Source organism: Mesorhizobium sp. M7D.F.Ca.US.004.01.2.1, from assembly GCF_003997785.1.
In the GTDB taxonomy this organism is placed as follows: domain Bacteria; phylum Pseudomonadota; class Alphaproteobacteria; order Rhizobiales; family Rhizobiaceae; genus Mesorhizobium; species Mesorhizobium loti.
This window is the reverse complement of sequence record NZ_RZRQ01000048.1, coordinates 1-26,008: the sequence shown is the minus strand read 5'-3', so window position 1 is coordinate 26,008 and position 26,008 is coordinate 1. Positions and strand designations below refer to the sequence as shown.

The window sequence follows — 26,008 nt, the reverse complement described above, 5'->3', positions numbered from 1 at the left end:
GTCTCGCCCGCCGCTCTCACCGCGTCGGCGCTCTGCGGCTTGATGCGCTCCAGATTAGCTGACGTGGAGACAATGACATCCTCGACCATGGCTGTGATCTGCCGCCGCATCAGTTCGTGGCCGGTGCGCACGTCATCGAGGGAAGGATAGCGTGCGCGCACGCCTTTCAGAATGGTTCCCGGCAGCGAAACCGTCTCAAGCATGTCCAGCGTCAGCAGCCCTGCCCTCAACCCGTCATCGATGTCATGCGTGTTGTAGGCGATATCGTCGGCGATCGCCGCGCATTGCGCCTCGATGCCGGCAAACCGGTCCAGTTCGAGATCATGCAGCTCAGAGTAATCACGGATCGCCTGCGGCACCGGCCCTTTCAGACCCTTGCCGTTGGCATCCGTCAGCGGTCCATTGTGCTTGACCAGGCCTTCCAGTGTTTCCCAGGTCAGATTGAGCCCGTCGAATTCGGCGTAGCGCGCCTCCAGCCTTGTCACGATGCGCAGCGATTGCGCGTTGTGGTCAAAGCCGCCCCAGGCGGCCATCTTCTCGTTCAGCGCGTCCTCGCCGGTGTGGCCGAAGGGCGTGTGGCCGAAATCATGCACCAGTGCCACCGCCTCGGCCAGATCCTCGTCGCCACGCAGCGCCCGTGCCAGGGCGCGCGCGATCTGAGCCACTTCGATCGAATGGGTCAACCGGGTGCGGTAATGGTCGCCTTCATGCGCGATGAAGACCTGCGTCTTGTGTTTCAGCCGGCGGAACGCCGTCGAATGGATGATGCGGTCACGGTCGCGCTGGAACGGCGTGCGTGTCGGGCTTTCCACCTCGTCGAACAGTCGTCCGCGCGACTTTGCCGGATCGCAGGCATAGGCAGCGCGTGGCCGATAGCCGAATCCGATGTCGCCCAACTCATTGGTCATGGCTGATGCTGCCGCAGTTGACTTGGTCTAGATAATTTGGGTCTAGTTGACTTGGCCCCTCGCGCTTCATACCTATCATGTGAAACCGAAAGCAAGGTGACGCCCATGGGCGCTGATGCCAAGACTGCCATGAAAGTCGATATGACCGAGGCCGCCGCCAAGCGGATCGCCAAGATTGTCTCTGGCGAGGCCGGCAAGACTGCGCTGCGCGTTTCGGTCGAAGGCGGCGGTTGCTCGGGCTTCTCCTACAAGTTCGACCTGGTCGATACTCGCAATGACGATGACGTCGCCATCGAGAAGGACGGCGCCACGGTGCTGATCGACGATCTGTCGCTGGTCTATATGGGCGGCTCGGTAATCGACTTCGTCGACGATTTGATGGGCCAGTCGTTCCAGATCCGGAACCCGAATGCAGTCGCCTCCTGCGGCTGTGGCACGAGCTTCTCCATATAGCCATGCCTGCCATCGGCGCGGTCCGTCAGATCGCGCTGGCGGCCGGACGCAACCTCGACGCCACGCTGGCTTTCTGGCGCGACGTACTCGGTATGGCTGTCCACGCGCGCTTTGATCCGCCGGGCATCGCCTTCATCATGGCCGGCGATATCAGGCTGCTGTTCACCGACGGCATACCGGCCGGAACCGTCTATCTCGACATATCGGGCCTTGACGACTTCCATGCCTCGGCGGTCGCGGCGGGCATGCCCTTCACCGCGCCGCCGACGCTTGTCCATCGCGACACCCAGGGCCAGTTCGGTCCAGCGGGGGAAAGCGAATGGATGGCCTTCCTAAAGGACCCGGCTGGCAATACGATCGGACTGGTCGAACGCCATCCGCCGCAAGAGCCCAACTGAACAGCATCGAGACCGTCATGAAAATCGTCACCTGGAACATCAACGGCGTCCGCGCCCGCATCGGCAACCTGACCCATTGGCTGACCGAAAGCGCGCCCGACATCGTCTGCCTGCAGGAGATCAAGACCGTCGACGAGCAATTCCCGCGCGCCGAAATCGAGGCGCTTGGCTACAATGTCGAAACCCATGGCCAGAAGGGTTTCAACGGCGTCGCCATCCTGTCGAAACTGCGCTTCGACGAGGTCATCAGAGGCCTGCCCGGCGATGATGCCGACGAGCAGGCGCGTTTCATCGAAGGCGTTTTCTCGACCGACAAGGGCGCGCTGCGCGTCGCCTCGCTCTATCTGCCGAACGGCAATCCAATCGATGACGAGAAGAAGTTCCCCTTCAAGCTTTCCTGGATGGCGCGGCTGGAGCGCTGGGCGCAGGAGCGACTCAGGCTTGAAGAGGCCTTGGTACTGGCCGGCGACTACAATGTCATTCCCGAGCCGATCGACGCGCGGTTTCCGGAGAACTGGCTGGGCGACGCGCTGTTCCAGCCAGAGACGCGGCAAGCTTTCCGGCGGCTGCTCAACCTTGGTTTCACCGAGGCTGTCCGCGCGGTCACCGACGCGCCCGATACCTATACGTTCTGGGACTATCAGGCCGGCGCCTGGCAGAAGAACAATGGCATACGCATCGACCACCTGCTTTTGTCGCCGGAAGCCGCCAACCGATTCTCATCGGCCTCGATCGAAAAGCACGTGCGTGCCTGGGAAAAGCCGTCCGATCACGTCCCGGTGGCGATTGATCTCGCGCTGCAGCCGGCCTGACAGCGGCTAAACCCTCATATCGCCACATTTCGCGCCGTTCATTGCGGGCCAGCATGGCGGCTGGGGTTCCCATGACCATTCGATTTTCTCTTTGTCCGATCGGCCTGGCATTTGCCATGGCCGCTCCTGCGGCGGCGCTTGCCGACCAGGAATGCCTGGCCAATGGAAAATCCTACCAGCTTGGCCAGGTCGCCTGCCTGACGGTTGCCGAGCAGAGCCATCTGGCCCGCTGCGACATGGTGCTCAACAACACCTCGTGGACGAAGGTTGGGGACAGCTGCCCCGCAAACACGATGGCGCCGCACCTGCACGTCACGCCGATCTCAACGCCGGCTCCCAGCATGGTGCCGACGGAGCCGACCGAGAACTGATCAAGATCGAAATCGAGTGCTTTTGGCGAAACCAGCGCGGCCGCGAGACTACTGGTCCGCGTTGCCGCCCTTGGTGAGGATATCATCCGCCAGCGAGATCGCGGTGCGGCGGTCGGCCTCGCCGGCGGTGGCGAATGCCTCCTCCTGCATACCGCGAATCCAGGGCTGATCGGCCGGCGAAGCGCGTTCGAGCGCTGCCGTCATCATCGCCAGGCCTCGAACGATCTTGCCGCTCTGGAACAACAGGTGGCCCAGCGTCGCCTGGGCGCCGGCATGACCCTTCTCGGCGGCAAGCTGGAACCAGCGCCCGGCCTGCTTGACGCTGGCCTTCACGCCGCCCTCGCCCTTCAGGAACATCTGCCCCATTTCGAACTGCGCGTTCGGATTGCGATAGTTGGCGGCGGCGCGCATGTAATATTCCTGGGCCGCGACCTCGTTCTCGGTGACCGGGCTGCCGGGAATGCCCTTGCGCAGATAGTCGCCAAGCGCCACCAGCGCATCGGAGACATAGCTTTCCTCGGGCGAGCCGGGTTCGACATCCTGGTCGACGATCTCCGAGAAGAACTTGAACGCCTCATAGTCGTCGCGCGCCACGCCATCGCCCTCGGCATACATCCGCGCAAGCTTCCAGGTGGCGCCGATCTGGCCGTTCTCTGCGGCGTATTTGTAGGCCTCGGCGGCCTGTTCCTTGTGGCCGTTCTTGTAGGCGGAGAAGCCGAACTGGAACACCGCCCAGGGGCTGGATTGCGGCTTCACGCCGGTCTTGTCGTCGAACACCTTGTCGTCGAAGGCCATAGCCTGGCCCACGGCGCCAAAGGTCGCGCCAAAAGTGGCGATCACGACCAGTGCCGAAAAGACAGACGACCTCAACAACTCAGATGTCCGCATAGCAATGTGTTTCTTTCGCACCGCCCGGATGGGTCACCGCGCCATCGCGCGCCGGCCCTACCGTCTGTGCATATTTCCATATCGCGCCCGACTGATAGTCTGTCGTGCGCGCCTTCCATGTCTTTGCCCTCGCCGCCAGTTCGCTATCGGACAACGCCACGTCGATCGTGCCGTTCACCGCGTCGATCGAGATCACGTCGCCATCCCTGAGCAGCCCGATCGGACCGCCCACGGCTGCCTCGGGGCCGACATGGCCGATGCAGAAACCGCGCGTCGCGCCCGAGAAGCGCCCGTCGGTGATCAGCGCCACCTTGCCTCCCATGCCCTGGCCGTAGAGCGCCGCCGTCGTCGACAGCATCTCGCGCATGCCAGGGCCGCCGCGCGGCCCTTCGTAGCGGATGACGAGAACCTCGCCTTCCCTGTAGTTGCGATGCGTCACCGCCTCGAAACATTCCTCTTCCGAATCGAAGCAGCGTGCCGGGCCGGAGAACTTCAACTCCGCCATGCCCGCGACCTTCACGATCGCGCCTTCGGGGGCAAGGTTTCCCTTCAAGCCCACGACGCCGCCGGTTTGGGTAATGGGTCTGTTGGCCGGGCGGACCACATCCTGATGTTCATTCCAGGCAACGTGCTGCATGTTTTCGGCCAAAGTGCGGCCAGTCACAGTCAGGCAGTCGCCATGCAGATAACCGTTGTCGAGCAGCGTCTTCATCAACAGCGGAATACCGCCGGCCTCGAACATGTCCTTGGCGACATATTTGCCGCCCGGCTTAAGGTCGGCGATGTAAGGCGTCTTCTCGAAGATTTTCGCCACGTCGAACAGGTCGAACTTGATGCCGGCCTCGTGCGCGATCGCCGGCAGATGCAGTGCTGCGTTGGTCGAGCCGCCGGTTGCCGACACCACGGTCGCCGCATTCTCCAGCGCCTTCAGCGTGACGATGTCGCGCGGCCGGATATTTTTCGCGATCAGCTCCATGATCTTTTCGCCCGAGGCGAAATTGAAACGGTCGCGCATCTCGTAGGGTGCCGGCGCGCCGCAGGAATAGGGCAGCGCCAGGCCGATCGCCTCGGCAACGGTGGCCATGGTGTTGGCGGTGAACTGGGCGCCGCAGGAGCCGGCCGACGGACAGGCGGCCTGCTCGATTTCAAGCAGTTCGGCATCGTCGATCGTGCCGACCGAATGCTGGCCGACCGCCTCGAACACGTCCTGCACGGTGATCTGGCGGCCGCGATAGCTGCCGGGCAAGATCGAGCCGCCATAGATGAAGATCGACGGCACGTTGAGACGCACCATGGCCATCATCATACCGGGCAGCGACTTGTCGCAGCCGGCCAGGCCAACCAGCGCATCGTAGCAATGGCCGCGCATGGTGAGCTCGACCGAATCGGCGATGACCTCGCGCGACACCAGCGACGACTTCATGCCCTGGTGGCCCATGGCGATGCCGTCGGTGACGGTGATGGTGCAGAATTCGCGCGGCGTGCCGCTGGCGGCCGCGACGCCTTTCTTGACCACCTGCGCCTGACGCATCAGCGAGATGTTGCAGGGTGCCGCCTCATTCCAGCAGGACGCGACGCCGACCAGCGGCTGCGCGATCTCGGCCGCCGACAAGCCCATCGCATAGAGATAGGAACGGTGCGGCGCACGCGCCGGACCGACGGTCACATAGCGGCTGGGGAGCTTGGCCTTGGAAACGACTTTGGCGTCCATACTCTTCCTTGCCGCGGGCGGTGCGGCCTGCCCCATCGCCGAGCCTTTTGGCGCGTGTCCCGAGACAAGATCGAGGTGCGCCGGGTTTATGGCGGGAAATGGGCAATTTCTTCAGCCTGACTTCTAGCGCAGGGGTTGTTCAGAAAGTGTTGCCAAAACGTCACAATCGCACGAGGCGAAAGCGGTGCGGCTAATATGCAACGCCGCTTGGATGAGAGGATCGCAGGCAATGCCAGCTCAATAGAAAAGGCCGGGCGTTGCCCGGCCTTTCGTCTAAATTTTCAAAAGCTTAGAACTTGATCTTGAGACCACCGGAAATCGCAGTGACCAGATCATTGCCGAAATCGTAGCTGACGTCAGTGCCGGCTGGATAGCCATTGCCATCAACCAGCACTCCAGAATGGCCGCTGGTTAGCACTCCGACAGCGCCGGCGAGACGCAGTTCGATATTGGGTCTTGGCGTGTAGGCAACACCGCCGCCGAACGTCCAGGTATCGGTCTGGTCGCCGTAGCCATGCGACGTGCCACGATCCCACGAAATCTGCGCGGCGCCGCTCCATTGCTCATTGAATTGGTGACCAATGCCGGCGGTAACCGTCCAACCATCACGGTACATCAGGTCGAGCGACGTCAACCTGATCGGATATGGGGAAACCGTTGTGCATCCAAGAGGCTTGGTCGCCTGCGAGCAAATCGGAACGCTCTGCAGCACACTCCAATTAACCCATTTGATCGAACCGAAGGCGAGCCAACCGGGCGCAATGCCAGACTGCAATTTCAGTTCCAACGAATCCGGCATCGACTCCGTCGGAGCATAGATGTCAGCGATGCTGCCACCGATGTTCAGAGTACCCGCGATATTGTCGAGCTTCACCTGCGAATTGTAGACGAGGCTGGCGCGCAGCGCGATGTCCGGAATTTCGTAGGCGATGCCGGCGCGCCAACCCCAGCCACTGCTATCGAGATCCACCCGGCCAAGCGTAGTGCCTAGAGCCGGGCTGGCATAGCTCTCCTTGAAGCCATAGACCTCCTGGTAGAACACGCCGCCAATAAAGCGAAGCTGCCCCTTGCCGACATCCATCTTGTAGGAGCAGGTGCCAGCATAGTTGTTGCTTTTGATTTGGGTGTTGATGTTGGAATAGGAGCCGTTCCAGATGCCGGGGTTGGAACTGGCCCCCCATGGCTGCGAATAATCCACCAGACAGTCGACATCATGACCAAGCGAGGCCTTGAAGCCAACATAGGGCACCCAGTAGCCCTCGGTGTTACGGGCCGAGCTCTTGCCCGTCAGCCCTCCACCGGATGTATCCACCGCGTTTTTGAGATCACGTTGCGGCATAACGTAAGTCGCACCAACGTCTGAAGCGAACGGTGCCGGATCAAACAGCAGGTCGATGTCGTAGCCACCGCGCTCCAGGCCGCCGGCATGCGCCGGGCCGATCGCCGTTCCGATCAAAGCCAGCGAAAAGCACCCTGCCCCCAGCAGCGCTTTCAGACGCAGATTGTTCATGAGTCTCTCCCCGAATTCGAGCACAACCCAAGCAAGAACCAATTCGCCTAGGTGACGCAACAACGATTTCAAGGGGCGTACACGTACATATTCGCGGAGCGCATTTTCAACCTGATGCCACCGAGTCTAAAAGCACCCGTCTGCGCGCATGCATTGGCAAGAAACCAAGGAAAATCCGCCCGAAACCGCTCAAAAATGATACCTTCGATAGCCGGCCTGCCCGCTGTTACATTATGGCAACAATACGGCAAAAACTTCCGCTTACGTCAACAGCAACGCACCGGAGTGCCCCGTTTGAAGGTTCTTCGAAGTCGGCAAGGCAACAAAAAGGCCGGGCGGTGCCCGGCCTTTTTAACATACAAAAGAGCTTACCACTTCAGGGCGTAGCCCAGGTTCAGCGCAACAGCATAGCCAGCCTTAACGGCCTGGTTCCCGGATACGCCCGGAACTTCCGCGTATTGCGTCTCGGTTGCAGATGTCAGATAGCTCAAACCAACGCCGCCGCGCAATTCTCCGCCGATCCCGTCCTTGTAGGAGCCGCCGATGCCGAGCGTATAGGTGTCGCTCGTCAGATCCCAACCAGTCCCAACGCCCTGATCCCAGGTCAGGCTGACAAGACCAGAGAGGCGCTCCGTAAACGCGTGCCCGACGCCGCCGGTGACGGTCCATCCGTCCTTCCAGTTATAAGTATCGATAGTGTTGGTTATGGGGGAGTTTACGATCAACGCCTGCTGAACGCTCCAGTCCATCCATTTCACCGAACCAAAAGCCAGCCAGCCAGGCGCGATGCCAGACTGAAGTTTCAATTCAACACTCTGGGGTAGATTGCCGGTTCCCGTGGCAGGCGCCGTCGTGTCCAAGCCATTGGCGGCGGCGAGATAGGCTTGCTGCAGCGTCGCTGCTGCTTGCGCACCCAACTGCTGGGCAAGCGGTATATTGCCCTGCCCCAGGGCAGCTACAGCGGCTGCCTGCAATTGCTTGGCCTGCGCACCCAGCAATGCCGCCGTCGGCACGGTCAGGTTCCCGTCTGCACCATAGCTGGTTCCGGACCGGTACATAAGTTGAGCCCGCAAGGCTATCTCAGGAATGTCATACGCCACCCCGAGGCGATAGCCATAATCCTGCCCCGCCAGCTCGAGGTTTGCATTCGGCAGCACGACGTTACCCGGAAGAGAACCAAGCGCATTCACTCGGTTGTAATCAAGATTTTCGACAAACCCACCGCCCAGAAGCCACAGATTGCCGCGTCCAAGGCTAAATTTAACGCCGCAGGTCACCGCTTTTTCGTTGGTGGTAAACTCCTCGGCCAATTTGCCGCTCACCTTCGGGAAATCATAAGTGGTCGAACCACCATTGTTGTCGACCATGGTCCCGGCGCAGCGGAAATTGTCGGTGAGATTGAACTTCACCGCGGCGGACGGGATAACGTAATCGTCTGTGTATTCAGTGCCGACGAGCGCTGGATTCGGGTTCTTGGTGAATTCGCGATGCGGCGAAACATACGTCACGCTTGTACGCATGTTGAAGTTGCCGTCTTCAAAAATAATGTCGGTGTCGGCCGAGCCGCGCGAGAAACCGCCAGCGTGCACTGAGCCCATCAAAGCCAGCGAAAAGCACCCTGCCCCCAGCAGTGCTTTCAGACGCAGATTGTTCATGAATGTCCTCCCCGAATAACTAGTGCATCGAGCTAGAACCAATTCAGGTTAACGGTGCAACAACGAATTCTAGAAGCGTACACGTACAGTTGATCAGAGTGCGTTTTCGGCAAAGTTCCGACGTTCCCCATAAGACCGAAAACTCGGCATTTGGGTGCAAATGGATCAGTAAAATCGGCAAATTTGTGCAAAACGGCTCTAGAAGAGGGTGTTTTGCGGGGTATACGGCCCCATTGTTACATTATGGCAACAATGGGGCTAAAACTTCCGTTTACGTCAACATTAACGCAACGGAATGCCTATTTTCCAGGCAAAATACCGCCATTTCAGAGAGAACTAAAGTCTCTCGAATCCACCCTCAACCGGCATCGCGAACCCTGGTCAAAGCCACCGAAAGCTTGTCCTGCGCGTCGCGATATTCGGCGAGCTTTTCGCGCTCGGCTTCGACGATCTCGGGCGGCGCGCTGGCGACGAATCTTTCGTTCGACAGCTTCTTGTGCAGGCGCGCGATTTCCTCGGTCACCTTGGCCAGTTCCTTCTGCAGCCGCGCAGCCTCAGCGGCAAGATCGATCAGGCTGCCGAGCGGCAGGCAGATCGTCGCCTCGTTGAGCACGATCTGGGCCGAACCCTTTGGCGCGACATCGGCGAGCGAGATGTCGCCGACCCGCGCCAGCCGCTTGATCGCAGACTCCTCGCGAACGAGCCGTTCACGTGTCACATCATTGGCGCCGACGACGACGAGCGGTGCGATGGCTGCCGGCGGCACGTTCATCTCCGAGCGCACGGAGCGGATGCCGGAGACAAGGTCGACCAGCCAGTTGATGTCGGCAGCAGCCTCGGCATCTTCGAAATCTGGCGACGGCCATGCAGCATGGCACAGCAGTGAGGGGCGTTCCTTGCCTTCGCCTGCGGTCTGCGCCCACAATTCCTCGGTCATGAACGGCATCATCGGATGCAAAAGCTTGTAGATCTCGTCGAGCACGAAGGCGACGCAGGCGCGGCTTTCGGCCTTGGCCGCCTCGTCGGTGCCCATGAACACCGGCTTCAGCAGTTCCAGATACCAGTCGCAGAACAGGTTCCAGACGAAGCGGTAGGCAGCGCCCGCCGCCTCGTTGAAGCGGTATGAGGTGATGCCGTCCGTGATTTCACGCGCGGCCCGCGTCAGCTCGGTCAAGATCCAGCGGTTGACCGCCAGCTTGGCGTCGTTCAGCCAGAAATCGTCATTGCGCGCGACCTCGTTCATCTCGGCAAAACGCGTCGCGTTCCACAGCTTGGTGCCGAAATTGCGATAGCCGGCGATGCGCGCCGGGTCGAGCTTCACGTCGCGGCCTTGCGCCGCCATCACCGTCAGCGTGAAGCGCAGCGCATCGGCGCCGTATTCGTCGATCAGGTCGAGCGGGTCGATGACGTTGCCTTTCGACTTCGACATCTTCTGCCCGTTCTTGTCGCGCACCAGCGCATGGACATAGACGGTGTGGAACGGCTCCTCGTCCATGAAGTGCAGGCCCATCATCATCATGCGGGCGACCCAGAAGAAGATGATGTCGAAGCCTGTCACCAGCACGTCGGTCTGGTAGTAGGTCTTCAGCTCGGGCGTCTCATCGGGCCATCCCAAGGTCGAGAACGGCCACAGCGCCGACGAGAACCAGGTGTCGAGCACGTCCTCGTCACGGGTCAGGATCTCACCTGGCTTGTAGTTCTCGAGCTTGTCTTCGACCCAGGCCTTCCATGGGCCTTCCAGCGCCAGATAATATTCGATCGCCGCGCCCAACGCCTCTTCCTCGGTCTTCTCGACGAAGACACGACCGTCCGGTCCGTACCAGGCCGGGATCTGGTGACCCCACCAGAGCTGGCGCGAGATGCACCAGGGCTGGATGTTCTCCATCCAGTCGAAATAGGTCTTTTCCCAGTTCTTCGGCACGAAGTTCGTGCGGCCCTCGCGCACCGAGGCGATCGCCGGCTTGGCCAGTTCCGCCGCGTTGGCATACCACTGCTCGGTCAGGAACGGCTCGATCGGCACGCCGCCGCGATCGCCATGCGGCACCGCGTGGCGATGCGGTTCGACCTTTTCGAGGAAGCCGCCTTCGTCCATCAGCTCGACGATCTTCTTGCGCGCGACGAAGCGATCGAGGCCGTCGAGTTCATCCCAGACCGCCTGGCGCTCCGGCGTCACCTCGAGACCGGCGAGGAAATCCTCATTGTCCTTGAGGCTCACCGCCGCTTCCGTGGTCAGGATATTGAGCGCCGGCAGCTTGTGGCGCTTGCCGACCTCGAAGTCGTTAAAGTCGTGCGCCGGCGTGATCTTGACCGCGCCCGAGCCTTTCTCCGGATCGGAATACTCATCCGCCACCACAGGAATCTTGCGGCCGACGATCGGCAGAACGATGTTCTTGCCGACCAGATGCCGGAAACGTTCGTCGTCGGGATGCACCGCGACGGCCGTATCGCCCAGCATCGTCTCGGGGCGTGTCGTCGCCACGGTGATGAAGGTTTTCGGGTTTTCCGGGTCGAAGACCTGGCCCTCGATGGGATAGCGGAAGTGCCAGAGATTGCCGTTGACCTCCTGCTGCTCGACCTCGAGATCGGAAATCGCGGTCAACAGTTTGGGGTCCCAGTTCACAAGGCGCTTGTCCTTGTAGATCAGCCCTTCCTTGTAGAGCGTGACGAACACCTCGAGCACGGCCTTGGACAGGCCTTCATCCATGGTGAAGCGTTCGCGTGACCAGTCGGCCGAGGCGCCGAGCCGCTTCAGCTGGTTGAAGATCGCGCCGCCGGATTCGGCCTTCCACTCCCACACTTTCTCGATGAACTGCTCGCGGGTCAGGTCGCGGCGATGGATCTGCTTCTCCATAAGCTGCCGCTCGACCACCATCTGCGTGGCGATGCCGGCATGGTCCATGCCCGGTTGCCACAAGACATTCTTGCCACGCATGCGCTCGAAGCGCACCAATATGTCCTGCAGCGTGTTGTTGAGCGCGTGGCCCATATGCAGCGAGCCGGTAACGTTCGGCGGTGGGATGACGATGGTGAAGGCCTCGGCCCCCTCCTCGGCCCCGGCACCGGCGCGAAACGCGTCGGCCTCTTCCCAGACTTTGGCGATCTTCGGCTCGACGGTTTTGGCGTCGTAGGTCTTTTCAAGCATGGGAAAATGGTCCGCGCTGTCGGGAGTTTTGCTGGTCCGGTGTAAATCGGAAGGTTTTGGCCAAGTCAACCGCCGCGGCTGTCTTGGACCCTAGACGTCAAATAGGCATGGCCATGATCCGATCAAGGAAGACCACTTGCAATCGTCCTTCAAAGAAAGCAGCCACTTGTTGCCTGGGAAAAGGGGGGCTTGACCGCCTTGACCGCCAAGCGTCATCCCAATACCGTACCAACGCTGCTGTAGGGCGCATCGGCTTCCGGCCGGAGGGGCATTGCCCGCCTACGCCACCTCAACCCGCAATGCGCCCATGCCAACGCTCGAACACCACAAGAAACAGGCCAAGCTCTATCTCAAATGGCACCGCGAACGGTACTATCCCGTCGCCGCTGTGATTGGATGGATTTTGCCGCGTTTCCGCAATTTGACCGATAGTCAGATCCTCGATCACGGTTTCAAGCTTGCCGATGCCCAGGAACTGGTTGCCAGGAAGTCAGGCTTCGATAGCTGGCAGGCGCTGAAGAAAGGCCCTCAAACCGTGACTGACCGCATAGCAACAGATGTCGCAAAACCGCACCTCGCCTTCGCCGAGCCGCAGCTCTTTGTCTCCGATATCGAAGCAGCCTGTGATTTCTACCGGCGAATACTCGGCTTCAAGACACGCTTCACCTATGGCGAACCGCCCTTCTACGCACAGGTGTTCCGGGACGGTGCGCGGCTCAACCTGCGCCATGTTGACAAGCCGCCTTTCACCAACAGCCACGGCGACGATCTGCTGGCGGCGACGATTGCCGTCGACAACATCAAGGCGCTGTTTCTGGAGTATCAGGCAGCGATGGCCCCTTTCCACCAGACATTGCGAACCGAGCCGTGGGGCGCCCGCACGTTCATCGTTAGGGATCCCGACGGAAACCTCGTCTGCTTCGCCACCAGCGCGAACTGACCTCACCAAAGAGAAACGGCGCCACGAAGGCGCCGTTTCTCCTGGGCAATCGGTATGGGGACTACTGTGCCCCGCGCGCCACGCGCTCAATCTCCTCGCGCACCAGCCTTTCGACCAGTGTCGGCAGATTGTTGTCGAGCCAATCCTGCAGCATCGGCCGCAGCATCTCTTCGGCCATCTCGTCGAACGTCTTCTTGCTGCGGCTGGCAAACGCATCGGAAAGCTCACCAAAGGCCGCTGCGACCTGCCGGCCGGTGTGCTCGGAAACGATCGCCGGACGCGGCGCATCGCTGGCCGCCGCCGGCCGCACCACGCTTGCATCCGGACGAGACGGCTCGACGACCGGTTCCGTGGCCGACTCGTCCCTGAGATTGTCCACCGGTGGCTGGGCAACCGTCTTGCGGACCTCGCCCGTGTCCGACACCGCCCTCGGCTGCTCACCAACCGCGGCGATCTCGCGCCGCCAATCGGCGACGGGGGCCTCGGTAGCAGGGACAGGACACGGTGCTGGTGCATCGACCGCAGCCGGCTCGGCGGCAACGCGGGCGCTGACCTCGGCAAGTGTCATCGTTGGCTTTGCCGGGGCGGGATCGGGGCGCACCGGCGTTTCCATGCGCGCGATCACCGGCTCGGCCGCCGGCAATTGTGCCTGGACCTCCGCCAGCGTGACCGGCTTCCTGACCTCGGGAGCAGCATGCAGGTCGGCACGAAATGCTTCGACGTCGGGGGCTGCGGCGGCGCTCGACGCCGGCTCCAGATCTTGGAGCAGTTCATCGGCATCGCCCGGCTGCTTGCGGCCGCCGTCGCTGTCCTCAATGATCCGCCTGATGGAAGCCAGTATCTCTTCCATGGAAGGTTCGCGCTGTGCGCTACTTGCCGTTGCCATCGTCACATCCGCCGCCTTTGTGACCCCTGTGGGTTTCCGTTCCGGCAAAGCCGGATCGAATCATGGCGACAGCGTAACCGACAGAGCGCCGCACGAGAATCCCCAATCTGGGGACTTGTGGGATTTCAACAGATAGCGCGATCCCGAACCCAAGAGCAGCGGAGCCAAAAGAGCCCGCTCAAACAGGGAGACGGCAAAGCCCGGGCCGAACGCCCTCAGCGGCCGTCCGGCGTGCGCAGGCCGTACCACTTGTCCTTGACCGCGTTGTAGTGCTCTTCAGGCTTGTATTTCGTCACCTGCAAGCCAAGCCGGTCGACGGACAGACGGCCTGTCGCCTGCAGGATGGCGTAGCTCGCCACCACCACATCATGCTCATAGCCAGCCTGGTTGATCTGGGCGGTGATGACCGTCGCCTGCGCGTTGAGGACGTCGAGCGTGGTGCGCTGGCCGACATTGCGTTCTTCGATGACACCGTTCAGCGCCAGCTTCGCGGCCTCGATCACTTGTCTGTTGGCCGTCAGCTGCTGCTGCGCGGCGGTGTACTCGGTCCAGGCGGCGGTAACGGCCTGGCGGACCTGGTCGCGGCTGACGTCGACCTCGATGCGAGCCTGGCTGAGCGATTCCTTGTCCTGGCGCACGATCGCCGAGGTGCGGCCACCAGAATAGATCGGGATGGTCAGCGTTGCCCCGACACTGGCCGAATTGGTGGTGCCGTCCTGCGAACTGACGCCCGGCAAAGGCGAGGTGTTGCGATAGGCGCTTGAAACGCCGGCGGAAGCCGACAGCTGCGGCAGCAGCGCACCTTCAGCCGATTTCACAGAAAACGCGGCGGCATCGACCAGGTGTTGGGTGGCAAGGATGGCCGGGTGCTCGTTCGCGGCCACCCCGACGGCGGCGGCGAGGCTCGACGGCAACAATTTTGCAACCGGCGAAGCACCCTTGAGCTTGCCCGGTTCGTCGCCGACGATCTGGCGATAGCTTGCCGCACTTGCCAGCGCCTGCGCCCGGGCAGCACTCAGCGATGCCACTGCGGCGGCCCGCGAAGCGTCGGCCTGCGCGACGTCGGTGCGTGTGCCTTCGCCAACCTCGAAGCGCGACCGCGCCGCGCGCGCCGTTTCGGTCAGGAATTGCAGGTTCTGCTCAGTCAACACGGCGACCTGCCGGTCGCGAATGACGTTCATATACGCTTGGGCAGCAGTGAACAGGATGCCCTCTTCAGTGTTGCGCAGGCTTTCGACCGACGCACGGACCTGCGCTTCGGCGGCAGCGACATTGTTCCTGGTCTGAAAGCCGTCGAACAGCGTCTGATTGATCTGGACGCCAAAATTGCCGGTGGTCAGTCGCACGCTTGAGTTGGTGCCGTTGAGATGGCTGCTCGAATAGTCGATATTCGCCGAGCCGGTGACAGTCGGGCGCCAGCCCGACTTGGCGATGGCGACACCCTCATCGGTGACACGGACGCCGGCGCGGGCCGAATTCAGCGAAGAATTGTACTGATAGGCCTTTGCAAGCGCGCCGGAGATGGTTTCGGCCGAAGCGGCCAATGGGGATAGCATGGTCGCCGAAACGAGGACGGCGGTGAAAAGTGACTTTCGTACAGACGGCACGGTTAAACCCTCATTCGTTTTCCATGGGAACCGCGCCGCCCCAGCTTCTCCTTTGAGCAGCTGTAGCGGCGTGTTTCATGTTCCCTGCTGCTCAGCCCCAAAGTGCCCCCAGTCTGGGATCAGCAATGATCGTTCAAATGCAAGCGACCATGACAACGTCTCTCCTGCAAGGCAAAATCATTCAGAATTCGAAGGCGCGAATACGTTCGAACCCCGGTAGTGGCTTAATTGCCGCATTAAACGCGCGTCTTCCGGTTACAACCCCCCCGGCTTTGAAAAAAAGTCGGGCCACGCCGGAATTACCCTGTCCTTCGACGGCGACGAGTCGGCCGCCTTCGGCAAGCTGGTCGAGCAGCGGGGCCGGCACTTCCGCGACACTGCCGCCGATGAAGATGACGTCATATGGCGCGTTGGCTGCATACCCTTGCGGCAACGCCCCCTGAACGACGGTCACATTGCCGCAGCCAAGTGACGAAAGCGTCGATCTAGCGGTTTCGGCCAGCGCCGAATCGCTTTCGAGCGCCACTACGGATCCGGCCAGCCGCGACAGGATGGCCGATGCGTAGCCCGTGCCGCACCCGACATCGAGCGCCGAATCGGTCGGGTTGATCTCAGCCAGCTGGATCAGCTTGGCGAGCGGCGAGGCTTCCATCAGGTAGCGCGCGCCGTCGGCGCCGGCGGCAATGCGGATGTCCTCGTCGATATAGGCGAGATCGCGCTGGGCGGCGCCGACAAAGACCTCTCTTGGCACGACAAGCATGGCGTCGAGCAGCGGCGCGCTGGTCACATCGGTGGTGCGAACCTGGCCGTCGACCATCTTGACGCGAAGCTCGGAGAAATCAGCGCTCATGTCCCAACCAATCCGCTTGCCGCGACAGAACCGCGGTTCATTGTGTCAGGAACTTCAGGCCCCTGCGCTGCTGCGCGGGGGCCCGGGCATTGGAGGCCTCGCCCGGAATCGAACCGGGGTGCAAGGATTTGCAGTCCTCTGCGTAACCACTCCGCCACGAGGCCTCGTTGCTCCCGGCGTTCCACCCGGTTCCAATAGGTTGCGGCGAAAATGCCGTCAAGCGGCGACCGTGCATTCCGAACGGTTTCCTCTGCACCAGCGCGGGGAGCATCCGTCAAATCCTCATTACCCAGGCAACACAACGGCATATTAGCGGATTGTTAAGCATGGCTTGTCGTCGGAAGAAACGCATCCACGGCCCATGCGTTGAGCACGCCAGGAGGCAAAGCCATGCATCAGGCAACGGTGGCAAAAGACAAGAACGCGCCGGCCAGCCTGTCTCTGCCGCAGTGCGGAGAGCTTTTGCACTACGCCATCGATCGCCTGTCCATCGAAGGTGCGGGCAGCCTGTCGCCGCACGACAGGGCAAGGCTTGCCTCAGCCGCGGCAATTCTCAAACAGATCTGTGAGGCACTGGAAGAGCACGCTGGACGCTAAGGCGCGTGATCTTGCGATATCGGCCGTCAATCCGGCCGGCGGCGCCGTTCCCACCAGACGACAAAGCGGCGGCGGTAACGCCGAACCATGGCGAATTCATAGGACAGCACCAGCAATCCGAGCGGAACCATCCAGAAGCCGAGGATCGGCAGGAAACCGAGGATGCCGCCGATGGTCAGCAGGATACCGATGGTGATTCTGAGCCCGCGCGAGCGCGGCATCTTGAACTCACGCCCGAAAACCGAGATTTTTCGCGCCGGCATCTGGTTGTCTTGTGCTGTCATCGTCTCGAAAGGTTAATCCGTTTTGATCATTCAGGAGCACCGTTAAACTAAGGCCGCAGCCGCGCTTTCGGTTCCCTACCCCTGCCAAGACGGCTAATATGAGGGCATCTGTCGACGATTGCGAGAAACCCCTGCGCGAAAAAGCCTCGGAAAAATGCGAAATGCTTCTTTGCAAAGCCGAAAAGGGCAGCTATAGGCTGCGCCACTCACATAAGAGCCTCCGTTCCCCGGTAGCTCAGTGGTAGAGCAACCGGCTGTTAACCGGTTGGTCGCTGGTTCGAATCCGGCCCGGGGAGCCAACATTTCCAAGGTTTGCAGAGTTTTCAGGAACGGTCGAAAATCGGCCGATCTACAGCATATCTACACAACTCGACTTCGCTAGGCGCCGATCTAAACGGGAATCGCCCGAAGGAGAGAAATGCCATGGAACACGTTTTTGATGAGCTAATTGGCTTGCAGCGGTCTCAGCCGAGGTGGAACTGGTGCGGCGTTACGGCTTGGGCGTTCCGACTTGCCGGAAATCTGGTGACTGGCTTCGCTATCGGTGTTGGAATAACGATTGGGATGGTGCTCGCAGGCTGACGACTAGGCCGACCCGCCCTTTCCACTGTCCACCGAAAGGGGTTGGCAAAGATGACGTTCGACGAGGTAACTACTGGCGGCGAGGCTCTTCTGCAGGAATCAATCCTCCAGGAGACGCAGGAAACTTTGCAACTCGACTTCAAGGGTTCGGCGGTCGGCAAGCAAGGCGCGCTCTTCACCGACGAAGGAAAGCTGACCAAAGACGGGCGGCGCTCGATCGCAAAGGCAATGTCCGCCTTCAGCAACTCGGCAGGCGGGGTTGTGGTGATTGGCGTCGACTGTCGAACCGTCGACGGTGTCGACGCCGCGCAAGCGTTGGATCCGATCCCCAACTGGAAGGCAGCTCTCAGTGCTGTAAGTTCCCTGGTTGGAGATCTGTTACAGCCCAAAAACGACGGAGTCCGAGTCGCTGGTTTTGCTTCTGCGAAAGATGATCGGGCAGGCTATTTGGTGATCGACGTCCCTCGATCAGAGCGTCGTCCGCATATGTGCAACATGGCGAAGCAGTATTTCAAGCGATCGGCTTCGAGCAGCTACGCGATGGAGCACTTCGACATCGAGGACGCATTTCGTCGAAGTGGCTCTCCTGATCTGGACCTCGTTTGTGACTTTACAGGTGGGATGTCATCGGGAACGACAGTCCATGGGTCGATCAGACTTGCGATAAGAAACGCCGGGCTCGCGACGGCAAAGCACATCTCGTTGATGGTAGTCGAACGCTCGGGGGTGAAGACCAAGAATGGAGGCTCCCATAGGCAGCCCCTGACAAAGTTTCAAATGTTTAGCCAAGATCAACGCTACATCGCCCCAGAAGGGTTCGTAGTGAACCCTGGTGAAACACAAATTTTCGAAAATCTTGGTATGGAGTTCACTTACGATTTGCCGATGTTCAAGGCGAGTGGGATTTCGATTGAGAGCGCCACGTTTGTTCTTCGGTACTCGCTCAGCGCCGAGAACATGCGACCTAAGCTTGGAACCCTGTCGCTTGGCCCAGCCGATTTCAAAAGAGGCGCGTGGCTTCTGAAGCCAGACTATATTCAGATGAAAGAGCCGCCGGCAGTGAATGGCAGCTTATCCCCGTAAATCCTCAGTTTTGGCCGCCGGACAAAGGACGTCCATATGACCGTGGTTGGTTTGAAGCAGGTTTCTGCAGCTTTGTGGGAAATGCCCCAGCCACTCGGGCTCTTCGCTGGCGATTTGCTGAAGCGAGGAAGATCCTACTACCAGGCGTTCCAGATCGTCGCCGAGCGCGAGGAGGCCAGCCTCAGCTTTCCCGCCTATTTTCTACTCTCCCACGCCGTTGAAGTCGTCCTCAAATCATATCTGGTGGCGAAAGGGACGCCAAAGATCGCGCTGGGCAAGGGCCTGTTGCGACATGATGTCGGATTGGTCTTCGACGAGTGTGAAAGGCAAGGTCTCACAGTTGCTGATCAGCTGGTCAAACCGCTGGCAAAGCAGCTCGCGCACATCAACGAAAACTACGATCTGCGCTATCCCACCGGCTTCATTCTGTCGATTCCCAGCCCTTCGCTGTGCGTCCCTGCCGTCGACGCGTTGATATCTGAGATAGCCCCAATGGTGGAAGCAAGTGCCATCAAGGCGGAGCTGCAGTTTGGTGCTGACACGCGACACATCCGCCCCAGCAAGGTTAGGTGGAGCGACTAGGCCCGCCGCCTTTCGGACGGCGGGCCGATCATAGGGGTGGTGGGCTTAGCTAATGCCGCACTACCATCACAAGCCCTGCTAGATGATCGATATGAACATGCCAATCCCCGCCGTGAATCGCCGCCATTGCGCTGGCGATAGAGGCGGCATCCCGCTCGATCTCTGCGGCCGCCGCTCGCATGGCCTTTGCAGCCTCACCGTCAAGCGTCATGACGGAAACAGGAGTGGTGGTCATGCCGCCGACCTCATCGAGGCCAGCAGCATTTCCATCTGGGCGGGATCGAGGCTCATGCTCTTGCGGTTCTCCTCCTGGTCGGCAAGGTAGTCGGCCCTGGCGGCGATCTCGGCCAAGGTCCGACACCGAAAGGTCAACAGCGCCTCGCGAGCCTCCCATTCAACGTCACTAGTTGTGTCATAGCGCGCCGTTGCCGCTGGCGAGGGATCGAAGTCGTCGTGTTGGCTGTCCTGCGACGGTAGCGTAGCCAACCAGGCCGCCAGGGCAGCCCTGTGGGCGTCGATCAACGCGTGGACTTGCGACGGCGTGTCCGGAGCGACAACTGCGGCGCCTGCGGCCAGCACGGCGGGAACGGCAGCTATTCCGCCCATGAGAGAGCGACGGCTAATGGGCATGCCTTCGGCGGCTGCCCGAACAGAGGTGTTCGGCATTGATATTCCCCCCTGTGGGATCGAAAACGTGATTGTTCCCGCAGATCGAAAGCTGAGGCGTCACCTATCGAATGTCAATCAGTTTTGTCGTTTTTCGACAGATTGACACTATATTGAACATTTGTGGTAAGTGCTGACTATCGGTGAGCAGCGAAGGGACCGCTAATGGACATGATCACACCTGAGCAATGCCGCGCCGCCCGCGCGATGTTGGGTTGGTCACAGCAGGCTCTCGCTAACGCATCTCGCGTTGGTGTCGTCACGATCCGCCAATTCGAGATCGGCGCGTCGACGCCTCGGAACGCGACCGTTCAGGTGCTGCGGCTCGCCCTTGAAGCCGCCGGTGTTGTCTTCGTGGCCGATGGCGAGCAGGTCGATGGGGGCGCCGGCGTGAGGCTGCGCGGTCAAGCCGATCTTGGCAGCATCGTCGGGAACGGCTGACAAGCGACGCGGTGGTTCATAAAAGCCGCGCCGCCACTTGCTCCCCTAATCCATCCACGCGAACATGCGAATCGAGCGGAGGTAGGGCGATGGTGGAGAGACGGAATTATAATCGAGAGCACGTAGCGACAGGCTGGATGAGATCAGGCGGGGGCGGCCCACTGACTGTCGGCGACCTCAGAAACGCCATCGCAGACCTACCTGACCATGCCGAGATGATTTTTGGCACCTGCGATCATGGTCAACCCCTAAGTTTCTCTTGCTTCAAGACCAGGGGCGAAAGTCTGATCCAGATAGAATTCGGCTGAGAACATGTCGGACATGGAGATGAGAGACGGCAAGGTCTTTCACCGTTGCCCGTCATGCAAACAATGGTTTCAGTTCGGCCCTCATCGATACGACGGCAAGACGCTGTCTTCAGGGGTGACCGTTTGCACGCCTTGCGCTCCTGATGATGCAAACGATAGGTATATCGCCGCGCGGCGGACGCGGCGGTGACCTTTCGAAGCCAGCTCGACGACCTCCCGCTTTTCGCGACCGATATCGAGATCGCCGAGGCGATCGTGGGCAAGACATACGCCAAGGAATGGGCGCAGAAACGGTTGCCGGTCCTCGCCGGCAAACCAGGGTTTCCGCCGGTCGATGCCTTTCACGGAGGACGGGCGGTGCCGCTGGTCAGGCGGTTCTACGAGAGCTACCTCAGTCTCGATGGCACTAGCGCGGCGGCGGCACCGGCGGGCACGGCGGACCCGGCCGGCTGGAAATCAGCAAGTCGAGATCGAAAGAAAACGACCTCGATCAATCCCAACGGTTGAACATACGTTGGTCACAACGATACCTTGCGCCAGCGAGGAAATTTGAAAATGACCACGGTTCCGATACGTGCGACCCGAAAGGCTTACCGCGGCGGTGACCAGGCCAAGGCGCAGCGCGTGGCCGATGAAAACAGGATCGTCGATCGGATAGAGCTTCGGGCGAATGAGGTCCTCGCGAACTGCCCGGACGAAATCCAGACGCTGCTCTTCGGGGAAATAGCCAACGATCTCGCCGTCGACGTCAACCTCGTTCGAGAAGCGCTATCGGGCGGTCACAACGGGGTCACCGTTCGCGTCACCGCGGCTGCCCGCGAATTGCTCGAGCGGTTCAAGGCCTGATCTCCAAGGCCAGGCGCTACCCTATCGAATTAACGCAAACGAATCTGCATCGATTCGGGGTATGTCGCGGCAAATGCGTGGTTTTTCGGCGGAATTTGACCTCCGCCTTGGCCGTTTGATCACGTCATGCCCGCTATTCACAGGGTTAGCTGAACGAAGACAACCATCTGAAATTGCTCGGTTATGTCCTATTCTTGGACCGAAACGAGAACAAAAGCGCTGTTAACAGCAGCTGCCGAGTCCTTGCACGCGACGATGTCATGTTAAACTGTTGGAATTGATACGCGATTTGAAGGGCCGCCGCACGGATTAGCCTCCCCACGCGACGGCACCCCAAGATCGCATCCCGCTCAATCGATCGAAGGCGCGGGACGAGGCTCGTCAAAGCCGGACAACCATGTCCGGGTGAAAGCCATCGGTCAAGCCTGAGATCACTTGAAGTGATAGGAATCGACCAATGAGCATGCCTGAAATCCAAAAGTCTCTCACCTTCAACGAAGCCATCGAGGTCTGGAAGCTCCGGGCTGCAGGATGGTTTCAGCACCAGATAGCCGCCAAGTTCGGGGTCAACCCCGGTCGCGTCAATGAGGTGCTGAAGGAACGCAAGCACGCCGGTAGCCGAATGTCCGCCGGTCTGGCGAAGGAGCACGCTAAATGACCCAGCGCACCTTTCCTTCTTATTGGGTCTACAAGGACGTCGCTGGTCAGTGGCGTTGGACCTACCATGCTGTGAATGGCAAGGCGATCGCGGTTTCAAGCGAGGCCTACATCCGCAAGGCTGACTGCCTTCATGGTATCAGCTTGGTCTCGACCTCGGGCGAGCAGAAGGTCTGGTTCCCCATCGATCTGGTGGACGCTGCCTAGCATTGGACGAACCGCCGGCGGCCTTCGAGCCGCCGGCGAATGCCCCCAAATTGGAGAACCGGGCAATGGCCAGGCGTAGTCAACCAGCAGAACCTACCAATGTAACGCTCACGGCCGACCAGATGCGTCGAGGTATCGTCCGGCTCACCAAGCGGCTGGAAGAGGTGCGGGCGTTCAACCCGGAGGACATTCCGGGTGATGATCCAAGCCCGTTAATCCGACCCCTTTCAACCGCGATCGACACATCGTTGATTGAGACATTCGGCGCCAACACCATTGAGTATGATCGATACCGGCGAGCGATCCACTTCAACTATCCGATTTCGATGCTGGAGCGAACCGCGCGTCACCGCATTGTCGAGGCTCTGAAAGGTGAGCGCCAAAAGGCGATCGACCTTCTCCTGGCAGCGATCGATCTTCTGAAGGAACGCCTCGAAGAGGCTGGTGACGTCGGTTCAGCTCCGGCTACGCCGACCAAGCAGATCGACCCCAGAAAGGTGTTCATAGTCCATGGCCACGACGAGGCCATCCGGGAAACCGTGGCCCGCTTTGTCGGCCAGATCGGTTTGACCCCGGTCATTCTCCACGAGCAAGCCAACAAGGGCAGAACCATCATCTCAAAGTTTCGGGACGAGGCAGCCTCCGTTGGCTTTGCGATCGTCCTGGTAACCCCTGATGACGGTGATCGGCCACGCCAGAACGTGATTTTCGAGCTCGGTTTCTTCCTCGGCGCGCTCGGTCCGGAGCGTGTCGCTGCGATCGTCAGGCAGCCGGTCGAAACCCCAAGCGACTATGATGGCGTCGTCTACATAGCGTTCGATGGCGCTGGCGGTTGGAAAATCGCTTTGGCGAAAGAGATGCAGGCCGCGGGCTACGCGATCGACTGGAACAAAATCATGGGCTGAACGAAGACATTCCGGCGTCGGCCTTGATCCGCCGCCGCTTCGCGTTCTCCCGCCCCTTGCGCGCGATCTCAACGCGTTTCGCCTCGGCCGCGGCTTCCTCGGCCGAGAGCTTCGGCATGATCTGGTCTGGGCTTGCGAAGCGCCAGAGCAGTGCAGTTGCCATCGCCTCCGCGGTTGAGCAAAACATCGGCTTCACGATCTGCGACCAGGCGCGCAGCTGCTCGAGGTCGACGTCGTCGAACAGGTCGGCGCGGATCTCGACGACACCGGAGCGTACCAGCGCGGAGACCGCCGCGATGGTTTCCATCTGCAGCGCCCCGGCGTTGCCGTTGGACTCGACGATGAGCCGCAGCACCAAGCGCAGATGGTCGGCGCCGTGAGCTTGGCCGATGCGCTTCAGCGTGATCGGGCAGAAACATACCTTGCCGCGACCGGCCATCGCGCCGTGCAGGGCCGGTTTCAGGATCTTGATCCCGCACTGCTCAGCGATCTTGTGGACGTCACAGGGGAACGGCGCGGTTCTGTCGAGCATACCGGCTATTGTAGCCCAAGAGTGGTTTCCAGATTCTAATTCCACTCGCCGCCGCGCGGACGACATTGTGAATAGGCCGCATATATCTGGAACCGCTCAAAATTTACCAGAACAACTGTCATCACTTGCAGAAATATTCATTTTAGGAGATGCTGATTTAAAGCCTTGGGAGGGCTGGGGGATGAACAGAAAAATGTTGATGGCACTCGTTGCCATTGCGCCGCTGTGCGGCTGCCAAACAAGCAATCAAGCCGACTACATGCAAATTGGGTACGGGCCGAGTTTCGACGTCGCCCATGCTCAGTGCGAAATGCAAAAGGGATCGGCAGACCAAGGTTATCTTGCCATCGGGTCACCAGCCTTTGTTGCGGGAGCCGGAATCGGCAATGCCCTAGGCAACTTGGCTGCAGAAGATCAGTACATGAAGAATTGCCTTATCATAAACGGTTGGAAGCGCGCGCCGCATGGCCAGGGTGCCGCGGCTGTTGCAGCCGTGGCTGCTGGCGCGCCGCCGACACCTTATGGGATACAGCGCGCCCCTGGCAGCTGGATCAACACGGCGCTGCTTGACTTGTCAGACGCGAATAAAAAATGCGGTGCCGGCGATAAGGTGTCTTGCGCTACTCGAGTGAAGCTCGGCAGGCAACTGAGGGCAGCTGGCTTTAATCCGTCTTAGTTTTGGGGGCAACAACGGCAGGCTGGGCGCAAGGCTAGGCGATGACGGACACCAGTCAATGGCCGGCCGCCCCGGTCTACAGCCCTCGTGATTACGCTCTCATCCTCGAGCTTTCGGAAGTTGGTGATCTGCCGCCGACGTGGGAGGAGTGGTGGGAGAAATTCAAAGCGTCTGAAGCTGAGCAACGCCGCCAAGGCTTTCCCGCTATCAGAGTGAGCGTCCACGCCGGCAAATTCAAGGCCTGGCTCCAGGACAACTCGCTCCGGTCATCCGAACAGACCCGGCAGCAATACGCTCAGCAACGGCTGGATATGAAACGAGCCCGGAAAGCAGAGCGTGCGGGATCACCATGGACAACGTGGGCGCAGGCGCCGGTCGTTCCAACACACTGGACGCATAGGCCGTTAGAGGTGCTCGCCTATCTGTTGCTGGCGATCGCGATAGGCACGTTGCTGCTCGTGCTCGATTTGACTTGGAAGCTGGACACCTAATCCCAAGCCAAACGCCGCGGTCGGCACCGTGAAGCCGGCATCGGAAGCCTTAGCTGGCTTTGTGAAATCCTACTTGGGCGACGAGCATGACTAGACTAGGCATGAGGCGGCGCGCGGTAAGCGTTTCACGGGAAAAGCACTGAAACGGCCATGCGGCCGGAGCAAAGGATTGGTCGTTGCGTGACTGGAAAAGGGCTGGCGTTCATCGCGCCGGCCCTTTTCCTTATCAGGTCAGCGTCACCTTCGGATCGACATAGAAGGTCGACGACGCCTTGCCCGCCTTGACGCGGGCCAGAACCCAGCCCTTCTGCTGAGGTGTGAAGGTGACATCCAATTTGAACGAAGCGGTCGAGCCGCCCCACGATTCCGAGCTGGAAGCCTGTGCTGCAGCGGCGGTCAAAAGCGTCGCCTTGACGTCGCTGACGAACGAGGCTTGCGGCGATGAGGCGTCGCCGAGATATTCGACCTCCAGCCAGAGTTCGTCGTCATTCGGGATCGCGGCGGCGCGGCATTCAACCGTTGCCGTGACAGCGGATCCCGTCGTGTCATTCCAGATGGCGATCGGCGGTGCCTCGAAGGGAAAATGCCAGGTCGCATTGGCGGTGGTGACGATCTTCCACGATATCGGCGTCGTGCCGTTTGACGCCCCTCCGGTGTGGACGATCGTCGTTTCTTCGACCAGCGACCCGGTATAGCGGCCACGATATTGATTGTAGTTCACCCCGGTCGAGCCGACGCGCATAGCGTCGATCTCGATCTGGCCATGCGACTGTGGCACCGCCGCGATCGTGACCGCCGCGTTGGTCTTACAGTCAATGAGCTCCGCAGTAGCTCCCGTGGTGTTAGACGAAGGGGTGCCAACGATCGTATTCCCCGAACCAGAAGCACTGAGATCGACACCTTGACATTTCAATTTTCCACCAGAACCCAATGTAAATAGTTTGGTCGGCATTGTGCCGAGAAGCGCCGACGGCGTATCACGCCAAATAAAATCACATGTCATAAGTATTGTATGAAAGC

Annotated in this window: 30 protein-coding genes and 2 tRNA genes; 17 read left to right on the top strand and 15 right to left on the bottom strand. The window is 60.4% G+C overall.

Going from position 1 to position 26,008, the window contains the following annotated elements:
• The coding region (locus EN993_RS10215) for a deoxyguanosinetriphosphate triphosphohydrolase (RefSeq protein WP_127263120.1) at positions 1–908 on the bottom strand (908 nt) is incomplete at its 3' end.
• A 105-nt stretch (positions 909–1,013) separates the two neighbouring features.
• On the opposite strand from EN993_RS10215, the gene erpA reads away from it, so the two are divergent.
• Genes erpA through EN993_RS10195 form a run of 4 tightly spaced genes read left to right on the top strand, consistent with a single transcriptional unit; the run spans position 1,014 to position 2,942 of the window.
• A complete protein-coding gene (erpA, locus tag EN993_RS10210; RefSeq protein WP_031259639.1) occupies positions 1,014–1,361 on the top strand; it encodes an iron-sulfur cluster insertion protein ErpA in 348 nt (115 codons plus the stop codon).
• Positions 1,362–1,363: 2 nt separating this feature from the next.
• A complete protein-coding gene (locus EN993_RS10205) occupies positions 1,364–1,759 on the top strand; it encodes a VOC family protein (RefSeq protein WP_109668846.1) in 396 nt (131 codons plus the stop codon).
• Positions 1,760–1,776: 17 nt separating this feature from the next.
• Complete coding sequence (xth, locus tag EN993_RS10200) at positions 1,777–2,571, top strand: exodeoxyribonuclease III (protein WP_109668844.1); 795 nt, start codon at positions 1,777–1,779, stop codon at positions 2,569–2,571.
• A 53-nt stretch (positions 2,572–2,624) separates the two neighbouring features.
• Positions 2,625–2,942, top strand: coding sequence for a hypothetical protein (locus tag EN993_RS10195; protein WP_164548680.1), 318 nt, complete (start codon positions 2,625–2,627; stop codon positions 2,940–2,942).
• A 48-nt stretch (positions 2,943–2,990) separates the two neighbouring features.
• On the opposite strand, the gene EN993_RS10190 is transcribed toward EN993_RS10195, so the two are convergent.
• The 5 genes from EN993_RS10190 to EN993_RS10170 form a co-directional block, all read right to left on the bottom strand.
• On the bottom strand, positions 2,991–3,830 hold the full coding sequence (locus EN993_RS10190; protein ID WP_126068887.1) for a tetratricopeptide repeat protein: 840 nt from the start codon (positions 3,828–3,830) through the stop codon (positions 2,991–2,993).
• Positions 3,817–5,541: a dihydroxy-acid dehydratase gene (ilvD, locus tag EN993_RS10185; RefSeq protein ID WP_109668840.1), complete on the bottom strand. Its 1,725-nt coding sequence runs from the start codon at positions 5,539–5,541 to the stop codon at positions 3,817–3,819. The genes EN993_RS10190 and ilvD overlap by 14 nt, the downstream gene beginning before the upstream one ends.
• Positions 5,542–5,830: 289 nt before the next feature.
• A complete protein-coding gene (locus tag EN993_RS10180; RefSeq protein ID WP_109668838.1) occupies positions 5,831–7,051 on the bottom strand; it encodes an OmpP1/FadL family transporter in 1,221 nt (406 codons plus the stop codon).
• A 368-nt stretch (positions 7,052–7,419) separates the two neighbouring features.
• Positions 7,420–8,706 (bottom strand): outer membrane protein transport protein, encoded by a 1,287-nt coding sequence (locus EN993_RS10175; RefSeq protein WP_109668836.1) that lies wholly within the window; start codon positions 8,704–8,706, stop codon positions 7,420–7,422.
• A gap of 358 nt (positions 8,707–9,064) precedes the next feature.
• On the bottom strand, positions 9,065–11,848 hold the full coding sequence (locus EN993_RS10170) for a valine--tRNA ligase (protein ID WP_127263119.1): 2,784 nt from the start codon (positions 11,846–11,848) through the stop codon (positions 9,065–9,067).
• Positions 11,849–12,155: 307 nt separating this feature from the next.
• Between EN993_RS10170 and EN993_RS10165 the strand changes: the two genes are divergently transcribed.
• Positions 12,156–12,788 carry a VOC family protein gene (locus EN993_RS10165; protein ID WP_127263118.1) on the top strand — a complete coding sequence of 211 codons (633 nt, stop codon included), beginning with the start codon at positions 12,156–12,158 and terminating at the stop codon, positions 12,786–12,788.
• Positions 12,789–12,849: 61 nt separating this feature from the next.
• On the opposite strand, the gene EN993_RS10160 is transcribed toward EN993_RS10165, so the two are convergent.
• The 4 genes from EN993_RS10160 to EN993_RS10145 all read right to left on the bottom strand — a co-directional run bounded on the left by EN993_RS10160 (position 12,850) and on the right by EN993_RS10145 (position 16,295).
• Positions 12,850–13,674: a PopZ family protein gene (locus EN993_RS10160; protein WP_127263117.1), complete on the bottom strand. Its 825-nt coding sequence runs from the start codon at positions 13,672–13,674 to the stop codon at positions 12,850–12,852.
• A gap of 215 nt (positions 13,675–13,889) precedes the next feature.
• A complete protein-coding gene (locus tag EN993_RS10155) occupies positions 13,890–15,281 on the bottom strand; it encodes a TolC family outer membrane protein (RefSeq protein WP_109668830.1) in 1,392 nt (463 codons plus the stop codon).
• 181 nt (positions 15,282–15,462) lie between these two features.
• Positions 15,463–16,131, bottom strand: coding sequence for a protein-L-isoaspartate O-methyltransferase (locus EN993_RS10150; RefSeq protein WP_127263116.1), 669 nt, complete (start codon positions 16,129–16,131; stop codon positions 15,463–15,465).
• 90 nt (positions 16,132–16,221) lie between these two features.
• A tRNA-Cys gene (locus EN993_RS10145) sits at positions 16,222–16,295 on the bottom strand.
• Between the two features lie 226 nt (positions 16,296–16,521).
• On the opposite strand from EN993_RS10145, the gene EN993_RS10140 reads away from it, so the two are divergent.
• Complete coding sequence (locus EN993_RS10140) at positions 16,522–16,728, top strand: hypothetical protein (RefSeq protein WP_127263115.1); 207 nt, start codon at positions 16,522–16,524, stop codon at positions 16,726–16,728.
• A 26-nt stretch (positions 16,729–16,754) separates the two neighbouring features.
• Here the strand turns inward: EN993_RS10140 and EN993_RS10135 are convergent, their stop codons facing one another.
• Positions 16,755–17,012, bottom strand: a complete 258-nt coding sequence (locus EN993_RS10135; RefSeq protein ID WP_127263114.1) for a hypothetical protein — start codon at positions 17,010–17,012, stop codon at positions 16,755–16,757.
• 224 nt (positions 17,013–17,236) lie between these two features.
• Here EN993_RS10135 and EN993_RS10130 point away from each other — a divergent pair.
• From EN993_RS10130 to EN993_RS10120, 3 genes are all read left to right on the top strand, one after another.
• Positions 17,237–17,311, top strand: a tRNA-Asn gene (locus EN993_RS10130).
• A gap of 334 nt (positions 17,312–17,645) precedes the next feature.
• Positions 17,646–18,677, top strand: coding sequence for an ATP-binding protein (locus tag EN993_RS10125; RefSeq protein ID WP_127263113.1), 1,032 nt, complete (start codon positions 17,646–17,648; stop codon positions 18,675–18,677).
• 36 nt (positions 18,678–18,713) lie between these two features.
• Positions 18,714–19,259, top strand: a complete 546-nt coding sequence (locus tag EN993_RS10120; RefSeq protein WP_127263112.1) for a hypothetical protein — start codon at positions 18,714–18,716, stop codon at positions 19,257–19,259.
• 49 nt (positions 19,260–19,308) lie between these two features.
• Here EN993_RS10120 and EN993_RS10115 read toward each other — a convergent pair whose 3' ends face one another.
• Entirely contained in the window at positions 19,309–19,494 is a 186-nt protein-coding gene (locus EN993_RS10115; RefSeq protein ID WP_127263111.1) for a hypothetical protein, read from the bottom strand.
• The gene (locus tag EN993_RS10110) at positions 19,491–19,925 is read right to left on the bottom strand and encodes a twin-arginine translocation signal domain-containing protein (RefSeq protein ID WP_127263110.1); all 435 of its coding nucleotides are present in this window, start codon (positions 19,923–19,925) and stop codon (positions 19,491–19,493) included. Before EN993_RS10110 ends, EN993_RS10115 begins: the two co-directional genes overlap by 4 nt.
• Before the next feature lie 165 nt (positions 19,926–20,090).
• On the opposite strand from EN993_RS10110, the gene EN993_RS10105 reads away from it, so the two are divergent.
• The 6 genes from EN993_RS10105 to EN993_RS10075 all read left to right on the top strand — a co-directional run bounded on the left by EN993_RS10105 (position 20,091) and on the right by EN993_RS10075 (position 23,289).
• Entirely contained in the window at positions 20,091–20,366 is a 276-nt protein-coding gene (locus EN993_RS10105; RefSeq protein WP_348629911.1) for a helix-turn-helix domain-containing protein, read from the top strand.
• Positions 20,367–20,860: 494 nt separating this feature from the next.
• The gene (locus tag EN993_RS10095; RefSeq protein ID WP_127263108.1) at positions 20,861–21,181 is read left to right on the top strand and encodes a hypothetical protein; all 321 of its coding nucleotides are present in this window, start codon (positions 20,861–20,863) and stop codon (positions 21,179–21,181) included.
• A gap of 48 nt (positions 21,182–21,229) precedes the next feature.
• On the top strand, positions 21,230–21,520 hold the full coding sequence (locus EN993_RS10090; protein ID WP_127263107.1) for a hypothetical protein: 291 nt from the start codon (positions 21,230–21,232) through the stop codon (positions 21,518–21,520).
• A 457-nt stretch (positions 21,521–21,977) separates the two neighbouring features.
• Complete coding sequence (locus EN993_RS10085) at positions 21,978–22,178, top strand: hypothetical protein (RefSeq protein WP_127263106.1); 201 nt, start codon at positions 21,978–21,980, stop codon at positions 22,176–22,178.
• Entirely contained in the window at positions 22,175–22,384 is a 210-nt protein-coding gene (locus EN993_RS10080; protein WP_127263105.1) for a DUF1508 domain-containing protein, read from the top strand. Before EN993_RS10085 ends, EN993_RS10080 begins: the two co-directional genes overlap by 4 nt.
• A gap of 2 nt (positions 22,385–22,386) precedes the next feature.
• Entirely contained in the window at positions 22,387–23,289 is a 903-nt protein-coding gene (locus EN993_RS10075; protein WP_245468726.1) for a nucleotide-binding protein, read from the top strand.
• Here EN993_RS10075 and EN993_RS10070 read toward each other — a convergent pair.
• Positions 23,279–23,821: a hypothetical protein gene (locus EN993_RS10070; protein WP_127263104.1), complete on the bottom strand. Its 543-nt coding sequence runs from the start codon at positions 23,819–23,821 to the stop codon at positions 23,279–23,281. The two genes, EN993_RS10075 and EN993_RS10070, sit on opposite strands and share 11 nt — an antisense overlap.
• Before the next feature lie 67 nt (positions 23,822–23,888).
• Between EN993_RS10070 and EN993_RS10065 the strand changes: the two genes are divergently transcribed.
• Both EN993_RS10065 and EN993_RS10060 read left to right on the top strand, forming a co-directional pair.
• Positions 23,889–24,497 carry a hypothetical protein gene (locus EN993_RS10065; protein ID WP_127263103.1) on the top strand — a complete coding sequence of 203 codons (609 nt, stop codon included), beginning with the start codon at positions 23,889–23,891 and terminating at the stop codon, positions 24,495–24,497.
• 41 nt (positions 24,498–24,538) lie between these two features.
• Complete coding sequence (locus EN993_RS10060) at positions 24,539–24,988, top strand: hypothetical protein (protein WP_127263102.1); 450 nt, start codon at positions 24,539–24,541, stop codon at positions 24,986–24,988.
• Between the two features lie 226 nt (positions 24,989–25,214).
• Here EN993_RS10060 and EN993_RS10055 read toward each other — a convergent pair whose 3' ends face one another.
• Positions 25,215–25,766 (bottom strand): hypothetical protein, encoded by a 552-nt coding sequence (locus EN993_RS10055; RefSeq protein ID WP_127263101.1) that lies wholly within the window; start codon positions 25,764–25,766, stop codon positions 25,215–25,217.
• Positions 25,767–26,008 lie beyond the last annotated feature (242 nt).

Bases quoted from the DNA above. Each gene is read 5' to 3' on its own strand.
- erpA (WP_031259639.1), top strand. From the start codon at position 1,014: ATGGGCGCTGATGCCAAGACTGCCATGAAAGTCGATATGACCGAGGCC.
- EN993_RS10205 (WP_109668846.1), top strand. From the start codon at position 1,364: ATGCCTGCCATCGGCGCGGTCCGTCAGATCGCGCTGGCGGCCGGACGC.
- xth (WP_109668844.1), top strand. From the start codon at position 1,777: ATGAAAATCGTCACCTGGAACATCAACGGCGTCCGCGCCCGCATCGGC.
- EN993_RS10195 (WP_164548680.1), top strand. From the start codon at position 2,625: ATGGCGGCTGGGGTTCCCATGACCATTCGATTTTCTCTTTGTCCGATC.
- EN993_RS10190 (WP_126068887.1), bottom strand. From the start codon at position 3,830: ATGCGGACATCTGAGTTGTTGAGGTCGTCTGTCTTTTCGGCACTGGTC.
- ilvD (WP_109668840.1), bottom strand. From the start codon at position 5,541: ATGGACGCCAAAGTCGTTTCCAAGGCCAAGCTCCCCAGCCGCTATGTG.
- EN993_RS10180 (WP_109668838.1), bottom strand. From the start codon at position 7,051: ATGAACAATCTGCGTCTGAAAGCGCTGCTGGGGGCAGGGTGCTTTTCG.
- EN993_RS10175 (WP_109668836.1), bottom strand. From the start codon at position 8,706: ATGAACAATCTGCGTCTGAAAGCACTGCTGGGGGCAGGGTGCTTTTCG.
- EN993_RS10170 (WP_127263119.1), bottom strand. From the start codon at position 11,848: ATGCTTGAAAAGACCTACGACGCCAAAACCGTCGAGCCGAAGATCGCC.
- EN993_RS10165 (WP_127263118.1), top strand. From the start codon at position 12,156: ATGCCAACGCTCGAACACCACAAGAAACAGGCCAAGCTCTATCTCAAA.
- EN993_RS10160 (WP_127263117.1), bottom strand. From the start codon at position 13,674: ATGGCAACGGCAAGTAGCGCACAGCGCGAACCTTCCATGGAAGAGATA.
- EN993_RS10150 (WP_127263116.1), bottom strand. From the start codon at position 16,131: ATGAGCGCTGATTTCTCCGAGCTTCGCGTCAAGATGGTCGACGGCCAG.
- EN993_RS10140 (WP_127263115.1), top strand. From the start codon at position 16,522: ATGCATCAGGCAACGGTGGCAAAAGACAAGAACGCGCCGGCCAGCCTG.
- EN993_RS10135 (WP_127263114.1), bottom strand. From the start codon at position 17,012: ATGACAGCACAAGACAACCAGATGCCGGCGCGAAAAATCTCGGTTTTC.
- EN993_RS10125 (WP_127263113.1), top strand. From the start codon at position 17,646: ATGACGTTCGACGAGGTAACTACTGGCGGCGAGGCTCTTCTGCAGGAA.
- EN993_RS10120 (WP_127263112.1), top strand. From the start codon at position 18,714: ATGACCGTGGTTGGTTTGAAGCAGGTTTCTGCAGCTTTGTGGGAAATG.
- EN993_RS10115 (WP_127263111.1), bottom strand. From the start codon at position 19,494: ATGACCACCACTCCTGTTTCCGTCATGACGCTTGACGGTGAGGCTGCA.
- EN993_RS10110 (WP_127263110.1), bottom strand. From the start codon at position 19,925: ATGCCGAACACCTCTGTTCGGGCAGCCGCCGAAGGCATGCCCATTAGC.
- EN993_RS10105 (WP_348629911.1), top strand. From the start codon at position 20,091: ATGGACATGATCACACCTGAGCAATGCCGCGCCGCCCGCGCGATGTTG.
- EN993_RS10090 (WP_127263107.1), top strand. From the start codon at position 21,230: ATGACCACGGTTCCGATACGTGCGACCCGAAAGGCTTACCGCGGCGGT.
- EN993_RS10085 (WP_127263106.1), top strand. From the start codon at position 21,978: ATGAGCATGCCTGAAATCCAAAAGTCTCTCACCTTCAACGAAGCCATC.
- EN993_RS10080 (WP_127263105.1), top strand. From the start codon at position 22,175: ATGACCCAGCGCACCTTTCCTTCTTATTGGGTCTACAAGGACGTCGCT.
- EN993_RS10070 (WP_127263104.1), bottom strand. From the start codon at position 23,821: ATGCTCGACAGAACCGCGCCGTTCCCCTGTGACGTCCACAAGATCGCT.
- EN993_RS10060 (WP_127263102.1), top strand. From the start codon at position 24,539: ATGACGGACACCAGTCAATGGCCGGCCGCCCCGGTCTACAGCCCTCGT.